The organism is Burkholderia sp. Bp9143, assembly GCF_003853645.1.
GTDB lineage: Bacteria > Pseudomonadota > Gammaproteobacteria > Burkholderiales > Burkholderiaceae > Burkholderia.
Genome location: NZ_QTPO01000011.1, coordinates 81,199 through 96,198, shown reverse-complemented (window position 1 = coordinate 96,198; position 15,000 = coordinate 81,199). Strand labels below are relative to the sequence as shown.

The 15,000-nt window shown below is 64.6% G+C and carries 16 protein-coding genes and 3 pseudogenes; 12 read left to right on the top strand and 7 right to left on the bottom strand.

The genetic code is table 11. From position 1 onward, the window contains the following. Window position 1: 1 nt before the first annotated feature. Genes DIE23_RS10800 through aroE form a run of 3 tightly spaced genes read left to right on the top strand, consistent with a single transcriptional unit; the run spans window position 2 to window position 2,513 of the window. Entirely contained in the window at window positions 2–460 is a 459-nt protein-coding gene (locus DIE23_RS10800) for a MaoC family dehydratase (protein WP_124612105.1), read from the top strand. Next, the gene (locus DIE23_RS10795; protein ID WP_124612104.1) at window positions 460–1,680 is read left to right on the top strand and encodes a CaiB/BaiF CoA-transferase family protein; all 1,221 of its coding nucleotides are present in this window, start codon (window positions 460–462) and stop codon (window positions 1,678–1,680) included. Before DIE23_RS10800 ends, DIE23_RS10795 begins: the two co-directional genes overlap by 1 nt. Next, window positions 1,680–2,513 carry a shikimate dehydrogenase gene (aroE, locus tag DIE23_RS10790; protein WP_124612103.1) on the top strand — a complete coding sequence of 278 codons (834 nt, stop codon included), beginning with the start codon at window positions 1,680–1,682 and terminating at the stop codon, window positions 2,511–2,513. Before DIE23_RS10795 ends, aroE begins: the two co-directional genes overlap by 1 nt. Window positions 2,514–2,573: 60 nt before the next feature. Here the strand turns inward: aroE and DIE23_RS40825 are convergent, their stop codons facing one another. Together DIE23_RS40825 and DIE23_RS10785 are read right to left on the bottom strand one after the other, a co-directional pair. After that, window positions 2,574–2,750 (bottom strand): methyltransferase domain-containing protein, encoded by a 177-nt coding sequence (locus DIE23_RS40825; RefSeq protein WP_409364228.1) that lies wholly within the window; start codon window positions 2,748–2,750, stop codon window positions 2,574–2,576. A 26-nt stretch (window positions 2,751–2,776) separates the two neighbouring features. Next, window positions 2,777–3,343, bottom strand: a complete 567-nt coding sequence (locus DIE23_RS10785) for a class I SAM-dependent methyltransferase (protein ID WP_260436033.1) — start codon at window positions 3,341–3,343, stop codon at window positions 2,777–2,779. A gap of 303 nt (window positions 3,344–3,646) precedes the next feature. Between DIE23_RS10785 and DIE23_RS10780 the strand changes: the two genes are divergently transcribed. The 7 genes and pseudogenes from DIE23_RS10780 to DIE23_RS39495 all read left to right on the top strand — a co-directional run bounded on the left by DIE23_RS10780 (window position 3,647) and on the right by DIE23_RS39495 (window position 11,530). Further along, window positions 3,647–3,967 carry a hypothetical protein gene (locus DIE23_RS10780; RefSeq protein ID WP_124612102.1) on the top strand — a complete coding sequence of 107 codons (321 nt, stop codon included), beginning with the start codon at window positions 3,647–3,649 and terminating at the stop codon, window positions 3,965–3,967. A gap of 327 nt (window positions 3,968–4,294) precedes the next feature. Continuing rightward, window positions 4,295–4,444: pseudogene (locus tag DIE23_RS40120) on the top strand (porin); the annotation flags it as partial. A gap of 361 nt (window positions 4,445–4,805) precedes the next feature. After that, window positions 4,806–7,004, top strand: coding sequence for an ATP-binding protein (locus tag DIE23_RS10770; RefSeq protein ID WP_124612101.1), 2,199 nt, complete (start codon window positions 4,806–4,808; stop codon window positions 7,002–7,004). 237 nt (window positions 7,005–7,241) lie between these two features. Beyond that, on the top strand, window positions 7,242–7,526 hold the full coding sequence (locus tag DIE23_RS10765; protein ID WP_124612100.1) for a helix-turn-helix transcriptional regulator: 285 nt from the start codon (window positions 7,242–7,244) through the stop codon (window positions 7,524–7,526). Further along, window positions 7,516–8,817, top strand: a complete 1,302-nt coding sequence (locus DIE23_RS10760) for a HipA domain-containing protein (RefSeq protein WP_124612099.1) — start codon at window positions 7,516–7,518, stop codon at window positions 8,815–8,817. Before DIE23_RS10765 ends, DIE23_RS10760 begins: the two co-directional genes overlap by 11 nt. 362 nt (window positions 8,818–9,179) lie before the next feature. Then, window positions 9,180–11,120: an ATP-binding protein gene (locus DIE23_RS10755; RefSeq protein WP_124612098.1), complete on the top strand. Its 1,941-nt coding sequence runs from the start codon at window positions 9,180–9,182 to the stop codon at window positions 11,118–11,120. 239 nt (window positions 11,121–11,359) lie between these two features. Beyond that, window positions 11,360–11,530, top strand: a complete 171-nt coding sequence (locus DIE23_RS39495; protein ID WP_185646425.1) for a hypothetical protein — start codon at window positions 11,360–11,362, stop codon at window positions 11,528–11,530. 68 nt (window positions 11,531–11,598) lie between these two features. Here DIE23_RS39495 and DIE23_RS10745 read toward each other — a convergent pair whose 3' ends face one another. From DIE23_RS10745 to DIE23_RS10735, 3 genes are all read right to left on the bottom strand, one after another. Continuing rightward, entirely contained in the window at window positions 11,599–12,021 is a 423-nt protein-coding gene (locus DIE23_RS10745; RefSeq protein WP_124612097.1) for an ACT domain-containing protein, read from the bottom strand. Window positions 12,022–12,180: 159 nt separating this feature from the next. After that, window positions 12,181–12,597 carry a hypothetical protein gene (locus DIE23_RS40115; RefSeq protein WP_260436032.1) on the bottom strand — a complete coding sequence of 139 codons (417 nt, stop codon included), beginning with the start codon at window positions 12,595–12,597 and terminating at the stop codon, window positions 12,181–12,183. A 287-nt stretch (window positions 12,598–12,884) separates the two neighbouring features. Continuing rightward, a complete protein-coding gene (locus DIE23_RS10735) occupies window positions 12,885–13,331 on the bottom strand; it encodes a hypothetical protein (RefSeq protein WP_124612096.1) in 447 nt (148 codons plus the stop codon). 203 nt (window positions 13,332–13,534) lie between these two features. Between DIE23_RS10735 and DIE23_RS40110 the strand changes: the two are divergent. After that, window positions 13,535–13,659: pseudogene (locus tag DIE23_RS40110) on the top strand (alkylphosphonate utilization protein); the annotation flags it as partial. Continuing rightward, window positions 13,653–13,751: pseudogene (locus DIE23_RS40105) on the top strand (spermidine synthase); the annotation flags it as partial. The pseudogenes DIE23_RS40110 and DIE23_RS40105, both read left to right, overlap by 7 nt. Before the next feature lie 112 nt (window positions 13,752–13,863). Here the strand turns inward: DIE23_RS40105 and DIE23_RS10720 are convergent. Together DIE23_RS10720 and DIE23_RS10715 are read right to left on the bottom strand one after the other, a co-directional pair. After that, window positions 13,864–14,061 (bottom strand): ribbon-helix-helix protein, CopG family, encoded by a 198-nt coding sequence (locus DIE23_RS10720; protein WP_124612095.1) that lies wholly within the window; start codon window positions 14,059–14,061, stop codon window positions 13,864–13,866. Between the two features lie 169 nt (window positions 14,062–14,230). Further along, a complete protein-coding gene (locus tag DIE23_RS10715; protein WP_124612094.1) occupies window positions 14,231–14,998 on the bottom strand; it encodes a YoaK family protein in 768 nt (255 codons plus the stop codon). Window positions 14,999–15,000: the final 2 nt, after the last annotated feature.

Genomic DNA, 15,000 nt, shown 5'->3' with positions numbered 1-15,000 from the left:
CATGACGATCGTCGAAAAATACTGGGACGACGCCCGCGAGGGCGACGCATGCACGAGTCCGAGCTACACGGTGACCCAAGCGCGCATCCTCGCCTACGCGGATCTCACCGGCGACCACACGCCGGTGCACGTCGACGAGGCATACGCGAACGCGAGCCACTTCGGCTGCCTCGTCGCGCACGGCCTGTTCGGGCTGTCGATCGCCGACGGCCTCAAGACGCAGAGCGACTACCGCTTCGTGCCGGGCATGTCGCTCGGCTGGACCTGGGACTTCCTGCTGCCGATCAAGGTGAACGACGTGCTGCACGTGACGTTCCGCGTCGGCTCGATGCGGGCGAGCAAGAGCCGCCCGGGCTGGGGCATCGTCGTGCTGCCGTCGGAGCTGATCAATCAGGACGGCCAGGTCGTTCAGCGCGGCGAACATCGGCTGATGGTGCCGCGCCGGCCGGGAGCGTTCTGATGCAGGCCCGCCCTCTCGAAGGTATTCGCGTCGTCGACTACAGCCATTTCCTGGCCGGCCCCTATGTCGGGCGCTGCCTCGCGGCGCTCGGCGCCGAAGTGATCAAGGTCGAGCGCCCCGGCACCGGCGACGCCGGCCGCCAGCACGCGACGGTACTCGACGACCAGCAAAGCGGCTATTTCCTGCAGCTCAACATGGGCAAGCGCGGCGTCAGCGTGAACATGAAGGACGCGCGCGGCAAGGCATTCATGCAGCGGCTGTGCGACTCCGCGGACGTGTTCATCGAGAACTACCGGCCCGGCGCGCTGGACAAGCTGGGGCTCGGCTATGCCGAGTTGTCGGCACGCAATCCGGCACTCGTCTATTGCTCGATTTCGGCATACGGGCACACCGGCCCCGACGCGCATCGCGCGGGCTTCGGGCTGATCGCCGAGGCCAGGAGCGGCATCATGCAGATGGTCGGCACGCCGGGCGAGCGGCCGCCGCTGCTGCGCATCTCGCTTGGCGACATGTACACCGGCATTCACGCGGTCGCGGCCATCAACGCCGCGCTGCTGGGACGCGTGAAGAGCGGCCGCGGACAGCACATCGACATGGCGCTGTACGACACGCTGGTCTCCATGCACGAATACGCGGTCCAGTGCTACACGCTGCAAGGCGTGCTGCCCGAGCAGACCGGGCACGACATGCCGACTTCGACGCTCTATGGCGTGTTCCGCGCGGCAGACGGCGATCTCGTGATCGCCGCGCAGGTCGACGACGCGTGGAAACGCTTCGCTGCCCTGATCGAAGCGCACGGCGGGCCGGCGGGCTTCGGCGCCGACACGCGATTTCACGACAGCGTCGGACGCAACGCGCACCGCGTGGAAATCCTGTCGGTCGTCGAGCCGTGGGTGGCCGCTCGTTCCGTCGCGTCGGTACTCGACCTGCTCGATCGCATCGACGTGCCCTGCGCGAAGGTACAACGCATCGACGAGGTACTGGCGGATCCGCAAATCCAGGCCCGGGGCATGGTCGTCGAGCAGCAGCACCCGCGCTACGGCACGCTGCGCCTGCCGAACCTGCCGTTCCGGTTCTCGGATTGCGATACGACGATTCGCGACGTCGCGCCCGATCTCGGGCAGCACAACGCCGACGTCGCTCGTTCGCTCGGGTTCGATCCCGCTGAAATCGATGCCATGCAGGCCGATGGTGTTCTCTACTCAAAAGCGAGCCAATGATGACTGACCAGTACGCGGTGATCGGCAATCCGATCGGACACACGAAATCTCCGCTGATCCACGGCATCTTCGCGCAAGCGTCGCGGCAGGACCTGCGCTACTCGGCCATCGAGGGGCCGGTCGAGCCGCAAGGCGCCTTCGCCGACGTGGTGCGGGCATTCGCCGCGAGCGGCGGCAAGGGCATCAACGTCACCGCCCCGTTCAAGCTCGAGGCGTTCGCGATGTCGGACGAACGCAGCGAGCGCGCATCGCTCGCCGGCGCGGCCAACGCGCTCAAGTTCGACGGCGGACGCATTCTGGCGGACAACTTCGACGGGATCGGGCTCGTACGCGACATCGAGATCAATCTCGGCCTGCCGATGGCCGGCAAACGCGTGCTGATGCTCGGCGCGGGCGGCGCGGCTCGCGGCGCGCTGCTGCCCTTCCTCGCGGCCGGGCCGGCCGAGCTGGTGATCGCGAATCGAGACGTCGACAAGGCGCGTGCGCTGTCCGGGTCGGTCGCCGGACGCGGGCCGCTGCTGGCGTGCGGCTATACCGATCTCGCCGCGATGGGACGTTTCGATCTGGTGGTCAACGCCACGTCCGCGAGCCTCGCCGGCGATCTGCCGCCCGTCCCGCCGAGCGTCTTCAGCCCGGCCGGAGCCGCGTACGAGCTTGCTTACGGCAAGCGGCTGACGCCCTTTCTCCGGCTTGCGCGCAATGCCGGCGTGCGCGGCATCGCGGACGGCGTCGGCATGTTGGTCGAGCAGGCAGCGGAAGCGTTCGCGTGGTGGCGCGGCGTGCGTCCCGAGACAGCCGCCGTGATCGAACGGCTCACGGTCCCGCTCGACTGACGGCCGTGCGGAAACCTGGATGAAGACGATGCGGATCGACGCCGCGGCACGGACACGCTGTCACGCAAGGAACCTGGAAAGCCACCCCGGCGCCGCCGCACGATCGAAAACCACGTGCAACTCCGGACTGAACGATCCGAATTCGAGCCCATGCCGCGTCGCCAGCAGCGTCAGTGCCTGGCTCGTGTAAAACGAAATATGCCCGTTGCGCGGCACGCAGTACCACCATTGCTCGATCCCTCGCGCAAGGATCTCCGGCGTGATCAGGGACGTCTGAAACAGAAGTGCGCCGGCACCCTGTACCCGATGATGTCGGCGAACAGGCTTCGAGGATCCGGATGATGCTCGAAGACCTCGAACGACAGGATCGAGTCGAACTGCCCCTGCGGCGCGACGGGATGGCTGAACGGGTCATACGAAGTCACGTCCGCGAACCCGCGCGCGGACAACTTCTTTTCCAGCAGCCCGAGCCCCGAGCCGAAATCGAGAATGCGGCTCTCCCGCATTGCCGGAAAGCTCGTGCAGATCAGGTCGGCGTGCTGCTGCGGACGATGCTCGAGGTACTCCGGATCGTGGCGCGCGTAGTCGTCGTTGTACACGTGACGCGCAAAATCGTCGTGCGTCCAGTGGTCGAAGGCCGGCGTGCACGTGAATCCGCATTGCCTGCACGCGTAGTAGTAGATCGGCACGCCCACGAACGGATCGACCTTTTTCCCGGCGATCGTGTCGGCGCCGCAGCGCGAGAAATCGACCACGCCGCAGATGTCCGCTTCGGCGGCGCACACCTTGCAGGCGATCGTCGCCGGATGGTGGGTCAGGTTTTCAATCATGTTGCAATCCCCTGGTTGGCTTCAAGCGCACGCGCCACCCGCTCGATCACATCGTGCCAGCGCCCCGGCTCCGTCTGCCGGAACATCGTCGCCGACTTTTACCACGGCGCGCGCGTCCCGTTCCGCGCAAGATACCCGGTTTCCGTCGAACATTTGTTAAATAGCTTGAATAGCCGACAACCAGTCGACAATTTGCCTTAACATCCGGCCACACGATCGAGCAGGGCCTTCGACAAGGAACACGGTCGCCATTTTCAACGGCCCGAGAACGGGCGCGGCTTTCATTCGAACGGACGGGCGACCATGTTCCAATCACCGGGAGATTCCTTCGTCGGCGGCTTGCTGCTCGGCCTGTGCGTCGAGGTGCCGCTCGCCGTGCTCGTTTCGCTGATGATGCATGGCGTCGACTGGAACGGGCCGCGCATCGCGATGCTCGTCGCGACGCCGGTGCTGATCGCCTGCACCGTGCTGCTGACCCGCCCGGTTGCATTCAGCACGGTATGGAAGCACAAGCGCTCGCCGTTCGAGCTGGACGACAACGTGCGCGCATCGATCTACGGCCGGCTGACCAGCATCGCGCTCGGCCTGGTGTTCGGCATCATGGTCGCGACGACGTTCTCCTGATCCGACTCGATCCGCGCCGGGCACTTTCGCTTCGGCGCACCGGCCTGCCCTTCATGTCGTGCGCCACGCATGACGCATCGCCCGCATGGCACGCGCGGCATCCTCGCACGTTTCCGCGAATCGACGGGCTCGCGCGCGTAGCGCATCGGCCTCGCGCCGCACAGCACCCCGTCGCATGAAAACATCGCCACGCCCGTGACCCGGCGCGCATCGATCGAACGATTCCATCGATCGATATGACCGCGATCGCCGGTCATCGCGCGTCGACGTTCGCCCACCGCGCGATGCGTCCGCGCCAGCAGGCAACGCGGACGCGATGACGCCGCACACGCCGGCATCTACCAGCTCGCGGCTGGTGATCCGAGCACCGCGACGTCGGGCGGCTATCGCAGGATCGCGGCGATCTCGAACATCGGCAGCGCATCGTCGACGAATCGCCAGGTCGCGTTCGTCAGCGGGCTGCGCGTGAAGTTCTGAGTGCCCGAGCGCCGGACTGCGTCGACGCTGCGATTCCGATACGTCTATCTGCTGCGGCGATAAAGATCGCTGCCCGGGCGGCAGGCGTGCCGGCCGGATCCCGCACCCCGGTCCGGCGCGGATCGTCCGGCACGATCTTGTGCGCGCCGCGTTCCTGCAGAATTTACAAACGCGGCCTCACCCGGCACCGCCGGCGCGGGCCGAGGCCGTGCCGCAAGGCCGCCGGGCCTCGTCACGCGCGCGGCACGCAGCTTGCTCACGCCCGCCCGGATATGGCGGCGCCACGGAATCGCCGGCCGCCAGCGGTATCGCGTGGTCGTGAGCTATGAAAACTGACTCTCCCCTGCTGGAATCGGCGCCGATGCGGACCGATCACTTCGTCCAGTTCTACGAGTCCGGCGAGCAGCTCGTGTCGGAAGTCGCGTCGTTCGCGGCCGATGCGCTGCGCGACGGCGGCAGCGCGATCGTGATCGCGCGGCCCGACCGGCTCGCCGCGGTGCACGAACGCCTGGACACGCTCGGCGCGGCGATCGGCGGCGCGGTTCGCGACCGGATCTTCATGTCCGGCGCGCAGGCATTGCTCGACAGCTTCATGGACGGCGACCTGCCAAACCCCACGCGCTTTCGCCGCTCGATCGGCATGATCGTCGAAGCGGCGGTCCGCGCCGGCCGGCCCGTGCACGCGTTCGGCGAAATGGTCGCGCTGCTGTGCGCGCAGAACCGGTACGCCGGGGCGCTGCGGTTGGAAGCGCTGTGGAACGAGCTGATCGAGCGATACCGCTTCTCGCTGTACTGCGGCTATCCGCACGATGCGTTTCCGAGCGCCGAGCAGTCGGAGATGTTCCGCCACGTGTGCGCGCTGCACCGCCGCATCCTGCCGGCCGCGTCGCTGCGCAACGACACCAACGAGCTGCACCTGACGCTGGCGCTGTCGCAGCAGCGCTCGCGCGCGCTGAGCGACGAGATCCGCCGCCGCGAGGACGCCGAACAGCAACGCAACGGCGTCCTGATGCACGCACCGTTGCCGATCGCGCTGCTGTCGGGCCCCGCGCACCGGATCGTGCTCGCGAATCACCGCTTCTCCGCACTGTGCGGCCGGACCGACATCGTCGACCAGCCGCTGACGTCGGTGCTGCCCGGCGGCGATACGCCCGCGATCGTGCGGGCGCTCGAAGCCGCCCGCGCGGAGGGCCGTTCGACGACGATCGGCGAACACCGCGACCGGCCCGAACCGGAGGACGGCGCCCGCGTGTACCGGCTGCATTTCAATCCGCAGCCGCTCGCGGACGGGCTCGGCGTGATCGTCAGCGCGGTCGAGGTTACCGAGCACGTCGCCGCGCGCGAGAAGCTCGTCGCCGCGAACACCGAGCGCGACCGGTTGCTGGGCGAGCTGCGCGACGCGAATCAGGCGAAAGACCAGTTTCTCGCGGTGCTCGGCCATGAGCTGCGCAATCCGCTGACGCCGATCTCGCTCGCGCTGGAGCTGATCCGCAACCGCGACGGCCACGCGACGCCGAACGAGATCGCGATCATCCAGCGGCAGCTCGATCACATGGTCCGGCTGATCGACGACCTGCTCGACGTGTCGCGCATCACGCGCGGCGAGATCACGCTGAAGAAGGAGGCCGTGCGGCTCGCCGATATCGTCGACCGCGCGGTCGAGATCGCGAGCCCGCTGCTCGAGCCGCGCCGTCACCGCCTGCATGTCGACACCGATCCGGACGCATGCTGCCACGGCGACCCGGTGCGGCTGTCGCAGGCTGTCGCGAACCTGCTGACCAACGCGGCAAAATACACGCTGACGGGCGGCGACATTACCGTGCGCGCGGCGCACGGCTCGGACGGTACCGCGACCATCGAGGTCTGCGACAACGGCGCCGGCATTCCGCCCGACCGCCTCGACAGCATCTTCGAACCGTTCTACCGGCTCGGCGGCGAGACGAAGCAGGCGCACGGCGGCCTCGGCATCGGCCTCGCGCTCGTGCGAAGCCTCGTGACCCTGCACGGCGGCACGGTGCGCGCGGACAGCGCCGGACCCGGCTGCGGCAGCACGTTTACGATCACGTTGCCCGAGTCCCGGCCGAAAGCGGTGGCTGTGGCGGTGGTCGCGCCACAGCCGCCGCCGGGCATCCGCGACATGGCGCCGGGCAGCATCGGCCGGCGCGTGATGCTGGTCGACGACCACGAGGATGCCGCGTCGACGCTCGCGCAATGGTTGCGCGAGGCCGGTCACGAGGTCGCCGTCGTGCACGACCCGGTGAGCGCGCTGGCCGCGTACCGCGCGTACCGCCCCGACGTCGCGATCCTCGATATCGGGCTGCCGGTGATGGACGGCTACGAGCTGCTGCGCCGGCTGAAGGCGATCAACGAAGTCACGCCGTGCATCTTCCTCGCGCTGACCGGTTATGGCCGCAACGCGGATCGCGAACGCTGTCTCGCCACCGGGTTCCTGCAGCATTTCGTGAAACCGGTCGACCCGGCCGCGCTGCATCTCGCGATGAGCTGGCCAGGGACGACCGGCGATGCGCACGACGGCGCCGGCGCGGAAGCCGGGCGCTGAACGCTGAACGCGGTACGGGGAACGCGACCGGCGGGACGCCAGCCCCCTTCCCCGCATCCGATCGGATACGGAAACAGCCTCTGTCACGATTGCGTGACTCCCCGTTCCCGATCGGGTACGCAGCGACGCACCCACTCCTGTGATCGCCAATTCGTTTCCGTACGGAAACGAAATGATGCCCGGACTGGCGAGTTGTGCAATACTGTTCCCGATCAGATACGAAGCACGGAGAACGTCATGTCGGAGTCCCAGTCCGTCGACACGATCGGCGCGCTCGCCCACCTCATCCGCGCGGCGCGGCTCCAGCAGGGGTTCACGCGCGACGAACTCGCGAACGCGACCGGGCTGTCGCCGAAATTCATCAGCCAGGTGGAAGCCGGGAAGCCGACCGCGCAAATCGGCAAGGTCATGCTGCTGCTCGGCGAACTGGGCGTGCGCCTGTACGCCGAGTCGTCGGTCGAGATTTCGGAAGCCACCGCGCTGAAGGCCGCGCAACGCCGCAGGAGCAGCCATGGCGGCTAGAACGCTGATCGCGTCCGCCAACGGCGTGCGCATGGGCACGCTGACCGACGACAAGGGCATCTGGTCGTTCGCGTACGACCCGCAATGGCTCGCGTCCCCGGCCGCCTATCCGCTGTCGCCGGCGTTCGCGCTGCGCGCCGGCACCTTCACCGACACGTCGACCGATCGCCCGGTCCAGTGGTTCTTCGACAACCTGCTGCCCGAGGAAGGCATGCGCACGTCGCTCGCACGAGAGGCGAAGATCGATGCCGCCGACGCGTGGGGCCTGCTCGCGTACTTCGGGCGCGAATCGGCCGGCGCGCTGACGCTGCTGGCCGACGGCGAACAGGAAGCGCCCGGCAGCCTGCAGCCGCTGCCGCTCGACGAGCTCGAACGCCGGATCCAGGCGATGCCCGAGCGCGCGCTGACGGCCACTGCGCCCAAGCGCATGTCCGCGGCCGGCGCGCAGCAGAAGCTGCTGCTGGTGCTGCGCGGCGACGCGCCCGACTACGCGCTGTACGAGCCGGTCGGCAGCGAGCCGTCGATGCACCTGCTCAAGCCGGACATGCGCGCGGCCGGCTACCCGCACTCGGCGATCAACGAATTCTTCTGCATGAAGCTCGCGAAGATGATGGGCCTCGACGTGCCCGACGTGCACTTCCTGCGCGCGCCGTCCGCGTGCTACGTGATCGATCGGTTCGACCGCGACGTCGCGTCGGCGCCGGCCGGGCGCGTGCATACGATCGACGCGATGCAGCTGCTCAACTACGACCGCGGCTTCAAGTATCAGCGCGCGAATGCGCAGGAGCTCGCCCGCGCGATCGACCGCACCAGCACGCGCGCGCTGGCGCGCCTGTCGGTGTTCCGCTGGACCGTGTTCAATGTGGTGGTCGGCAATGCGGACGCGCACCTGAAGAACCTGTCGTTCTTCGTCGACGCGCGCGGCTACCGGCTCGCGCCGTTCTACGACATCGTCAGCACGGTGGTGTATCACACGCCGACGCACCGGCCCGACCATCGCGGCGATCATTGGCCGCACTGCGAACTGACGATGCCGCTCGGCACCGCGACGCGGTTTGTCGATATCGATGCGGATGCGCTGATCGCGTTCGGTCAGGCGCTCGGGCTCAAGGAGAAGGCGGCCGCGAGCGAACTGCAGCGCTTTCTCGAACCGCTCGATCGCCACGTCGCGCAGACGCTCGACGAAGTGCGGGCGATCGCGCACCCGGACGCCGGGGAGACGCGGCTGCTGAATTCGATCGCGGCGATGCCGATCGCGGAGATGGGGCGCGCGCTTCGGGCCGTATCTTGATCGATTGCACTTGAGCGAACGATGCTGAACGGTCAGTGCCGTCATCTCGAGATCCACTGGCTGTGGCGCACCCGAACCGAATGCCGTGATCTCGCGAACCCTCTCCAGTCGGCGCTCGAAGTGACGTGCGCATTCTCAAGTACGTTCGCCCGCACGCCCGATTAAATATCAACAGAATTTAATACAGGGATCACTATCGCCATTACTTGAGTTTTATAACTCAATCACCCTCACTTGGCACCGACACTCAAAATACAATATTCGCCATTACTATGCAGTCCATAGTGCCTTCTATCCATTGATGCATTTTCTGATATCTGACATGCTCGAAACGTGTCGGCGGCGCATGGGATGTAATTGAAATGAACGAATTTGGTTTTGAGAATGAAAATAACCCTGCATGCAATACAGTCGACCCGGATCTTGCGGCTCCCAAGCGTTCGAAAGCAGGAGCTTCGGTTGTTTCGTCAGACAAAACTCGTCCCGCAAGCGCGGACGGACTCGAAATCATCGGCCTGATCGATGTTCTTCAGACGCCAGCATGCTATTTCGACGGGAACGGGGAAATCGTCAGCATCAACGACGCATGGCTTGTCTACGCGGATCGCCCTATCGGAACCACGCATCGAGTCCAATGGATAGAGTTGATCCATGCACAGCACCGATACACGGCGCTATCCACACTTCGCGCTGCACACCCGGACTCGGACCATACAGCGTTGGAGTGCCGACTGGCGGGTTCCCGCGGCACCGACCAATGGTTCATCGTCAATCTTCATCGTGTCGGCGCCGGGTGGCTTTGCACTTGCACGAACATCCATGACCTGAAGGTCAAGGAAGGCGAGCTGAAGCGTCGCGCATCGATACAATCAGATATGCTTAACGTCAGCATAGATTGCATCAAGCTGATTTCGCCGGCAGGAAATTTGCTGCACATGAATCGCTCCGGATGCCTGGCATTAGGCGTCGACGAAGACTCCGGATTCGGTATGCCGTGGCTGCCGTTGTTACCCGAAGACGTCTGGCCCGAGGGGAATAGCGCGCTGGATTCCGCCAGGCGCGGTGTATTCGGCAGATTTGCCGGGCGAAGCGAGCTCCCGGGACGCGATATTCAATATTGGGACAACATGCTGACGCCAATATTGGACGCCGACGGAAAGACGACTGCCATTCTCTGTGTTTCGAGAGATGTCACGCGCGAGCGCGTCGCGCTCGATCTGCTTCGGCGTAACGAGGAGAGGCTCGCGATCGCGACCCGGGTCGGAGGACTGGGAATCTGGGACTACGACATCGCATCGGACACACTGCAATGCGACGAGACCTGGTATCGAATCATGGGTCGTGCTCCGGACAATCCGATTACCTCGATTGACCAGTTTCGCCCTTTTATTCACCCGGACGACGTCGACAAGGTCATTCAAGTCACGCAGACCGCGAAAGCGTTCATTTCGTCCGGCAGGGATTATCGGTTCGAGTATCGCGTGGTTTGGCCCAATGGTGAAATCCGGTGGGTTCAGTCCACGGTCTATCCGCAGAATGAAAACGAAATCACCAAACGAACAATCGGGTTCGTGCTCGACGTGACAGAGATGCGTTTGGCGGAGCGTCGCCGAGAGGCGTGGCTGCACTTCATTTCGCACGACATGCGCTCGCCTCAATCGTCGATTCTTGCGTTGATCGATCTTCATCGAACCGCCGAACAACACACCGCCACACAGAACCTGCTCGATCGAATCGCCACGTATGCGCACCGGACGCTGGCGTTGGCCGACGACTTCGTTCTGCTGGCGCGCGCCGAGGCGCCGACCTGGTCCCTGATGGAAACGGATATCGGCAGCGTGGTGCTCGATGCGATAGACGAATTGTGGGCACTGGCTCAAGCACAAAGCATCCGCCTCGACGTGAACATCGGGGACGACATCTGCGTCGCACATGTGGAGCCCTTCCTGCTGGTACGTGCGGTCATCAATCTCGTCAGCAATGCGATCAAATTCAGTCCAAGGAACGCCACGGTAACGGTACGTCTGTCCTGCGTCGAACACGGCTATGCCATTACGGTTTCCGACCACGGCCCCGGCATTTCGGCTGAAGCTCAGCAACGTCTGTTCGAACCATTTCAACGCTTTCAGGCCGGACCTTCTCGTTGCCCGCCCGGCGCGGGCCTCGGGCTGGCTTTTGTGAAGACGATTGCCAAGCGATATGGCGGCAGCATCAAGTTGCACACTCGCCCGGGTAAAGGCTGCACGTTCATCCTGACGTTGCCGACAACTTCGTCGCGGATGTTGCCGCCCGAGGCTCGATGATCACGAACCTTGCCTCGCTGCGCGCTTGACGTCCCGATAATCGAAGCTTCGGCCAACCAGGCCCGACATGATTCCGGCTTTCGGTCCCTGAAAAATCGCAATGAAACTGCAACGCATCAATCTCGACAAGATAAGTATTCTTATCACAATGCCATGGTTTTCCTTCAAAACTCGACAGCGGACAAATGCGCCGGGCAACCCGATCCCCCGCCCGCTACCTCGTGCTTGCCGCACACGGCATGACGAAACGCGAAGGCACGCAAAAACACGGGAAGACGAACGCCACGAAACGCGCGCACGAAGCGCCGCTCCGGCGCCTCATCCGCGCGTATGCCGCAATTGATTCGCCGTCGATTTTCCGCGGCAGCCTCCCCAGGTTGAAGATCGGGCAAACCGCGGCGACGATCTGATGCAACGCACACGAGATTCAACCGCGGAACGCCCGCCCGCTCACCCGGTGGCCGACTGAAACGGCCATTCAGGCCCTTTGCAAAATATCTGTCGCCTGCTCGGCGTCGGCCAGCGAGTCGAGCGCGAGATAAGCAATGAACTGCGAGCCGAGCACGGCAGCGGATACGCCGCGCAGATTGATCCCGCCTTCCGACAGTTTCTGGGTCAGCTCCGCGATGATCCCGAGTTGGTCCAGCCCCATCACGCGGATGGAGTGCAGGCTCGTGGTCGTATTGAATCCCGCCTGGGTGGCTGCACGGATCTCTTTGTCCCCCTGCAGCGGCGCGACAAATACGACCCCTTTGCCTGGTGTTTCCGGTGCGCGCCGGGCGACAACGAATTGCAGATCCGCGCCCGCATCCCGCAACGCGTTCAACACGCGTGCAAGACCGCCCGGCTTGTCCTCGATGGTGGCCGCCCAGACGTCCACGCGTTCGACGAGCAGTTCCATGACCCCTCCGAATAATCGGACGTCGATTAAGACAATCTATGTCGCGCATGACCGGCGAGCAAGTCCGCTTACGCGAAGGGTGGCATGCACGTTCACCCAGGAGTCCGACGATTTCGCCGACGGGGGGTGCAAGCCGAGCGTTGCCGCCCGCCGATACCTCTATTGACGCGGCTCGTCGCGGAACTCATCGGATGATTGCACGGACGTCACCCGCAATGCTCCGGATTGAAAGGTTCTCGCAGCGTGCCAGAACGGCCGGACATCCGGTACGTCGCCGATGGCGGTAATCGGCAACTGGTACGTTCGATGCAGATGCGACAGGAAGGCGAGACCATATCCGCGGCGCCGCATCGACGGGCGAATGTCCAGTCGATGGACGTATACCCGATCGGTTCGAGGCGCCAGGCTGTATACCGCCGCGCCAACTGTGCCTCCGGACACATCCAGGATCGCGACTTCCCAGCCCGAATGCAGGGCACCGTCGATGCCCAGATCGATCGGCCTGGATTGAAAGCGAATCACGGGAAGTCGGCGAAATTTGCGTCGCGCAAAAAGAGACCGCAGATAGGAAAGCACGCTCAGCCTTTTGTCATGTCCGCAGCGGTACGCGTCCTCATGTTCGCGAGCGGCAGCGATCCTCAGCCGCACACTTCCGCGTTGACGCTTCCCATATCAAACGCAATCGCCCACGACATGAACAACCCTGCATGGATGTCCGGATCAACGCGACCGTGCGATTCCCGAGCGACGTCGACAAAAACTATTTTCGATTCCTCAGGAACGTCGGTCCGGCTGCTGTAATCGCGACGCTTCCGCGACCGTTCGTCGGATGGCGCACGCATCCTGCGCCGATGCGCGCTCGTTCAGTGGGACGGGGCGATCCGGCAGGCCATCAGAAACGCCTGGAACTCGATTTCCCATGCCGCGTTGCGCACGTCGATTTCGAAACCGGCGAGACGCTTCATTTCGTCACTCAGATACACGGCCCTGAGCAATCGAGGCGGCACGCCCTGCGCGAAACAGCAGCCATCTGCATCGAGAAGCAGGCGCGGGTGGTGTCGGAACCGCACACTGGCCACCGAGGTCGGGTCCATCACATGCCTGGCCGATTCCCGCGGATAAACGAAGGCCAGATGGATACCGGCTGCCGCAAGCCGTTCACCCGCATCATGGAAGCGGTGGACCATCTGGAAGCCGCGCTCGCCACCACGCCCGACACCCACGACGATCAGCCCCCGGTTTCCCGCGACCTCCGGCAAGGATACGGGCCGCCGATCAGGCAGCAGTAGCATCCCATCCAGATCGAACATGTCGACTACCTCCGCGAATCCGCCCTCAATTCCGGCGATCGGCGGCAAGAAGCGATTATAAGACAGCATCAACGAAATGTGTATTTCATTATAATCATCTGCGCATCAATCCTTGAGCTTGGCCCGTCCGCGAGCCAATGGCGCGGCGGCAACCTCGATGAGGAACGTGCACGTCCGCCGCCCCTGCCTGCCGACAATGCGCGATGGAAAACACGACTCGTGCGGCGCACTGACCGTGTGCACGGACTGCGGCCACGAATGGGCCGGCGCCCGCACCGAATCCCCTGATGAATCGGCCGGGTTGGTGGTCAAGGACGCGAACGGCAACGACCCGACGTGACGATCGACGCGGTCGAAATCAATCCGGAAGTGATCGCACTCCGCGACGTGTTCAGGATTCCTGCGGACGATGCCCGGTTCGAGCCGACCGCCCGGCGCATGAAGGAGGGAGAGCGCCTCGATCCAAAGCGGCTGATCCGGCATGCGCAGGGACACGCACACCGGGAAATCGACGTCCAGACGTCTCGCGAACTCAGCCCGCGCTACGCGTCATCCGCTTGCCGAGCGCGCTCTTCGTCTTGTAGGTCACGCCGTGTTGCTCGAGATACTCGCGAATCAACTGCCGCACGACTTGCGACGGCGTCAGGTCCTGCTCCGCGCAGAGCATGTCGAATGCTTCTTTCTTGGCGGGATCGATCAGGATGGTCAAGCGTGCGGTTTTCGTTTCCATTGCAGGACGGAATCGGCAAGTATGTTAATCAAATTATGATGCACCAGCCCTTGCGTACTGCGCCGGAAGGCATTCGGCACACGCGTGTTGATCAGGCTCGGCGACAGCACCTCAAGCAGGATCCGCCGCCGACACGACGAAGTCGGGTTTCGCTTCACCTTATGCGGGTTCATGACCTGCGGTCAGGCCGATAGAGATAGTCGAGCACGTCGTCGACAACGGGCACGACCGCCAGCGTGACGAGCGCCGCGGCAAGCGGCACGGTCGACACGTAGCCGACACGCTTGAAGCCGATTGCGCCGGCCAGCCCCCCGACGAAGAACGACGCCAGCATCGTTCCGTGAATCCTGAGCTTCGCGCGGTTTGCGATCACCGCATGCGCGTGCACATCCGCATTCGAGCGATTCCAGTAAAAGAGTTTGCCGAGTTCGATGCCGAGGTCCGTCACGATGCCCGTCATGTGCGTCGTGCGAATTTCCGCCCCGGATAACTTTGTGATCATCGCGTTTTGCAGCCCCATGATGAAGCACAGCAAGATGACCGTGACCGGCATGAAGAACGCTTCCCACAGCGCGAGATGGCTGCCGAGCAGCCCGAACAGGAGCAGGAGCGCGGCTTCGACCAGCAGCGGCAGCACATACTGGCTCTGCAGGCCGCGGCGGCGCCCCCAGTTGACGAGCACCGCCGAGCAGCCGGCGCCCACCAGGAACGACGCGAGCGAACCCACACCGGCCAGCACGAGCCGGATGTCGCCCAGCGCCGTCTGATCCGCAATCGCCGACACGATTCCGCTCATGTGGGACGTGTATTGCTTGACCGCGAGGAAACCGCCGGCATTGGTTGCGCCGGCGACAAAAGCAAGCGAAAACCCGAGCTGGCGGTTCGCGGCCGCGCTGCGGTGTTTTCCCGTCAGGCTTCGGAAGTACTGCGCTGGCATAG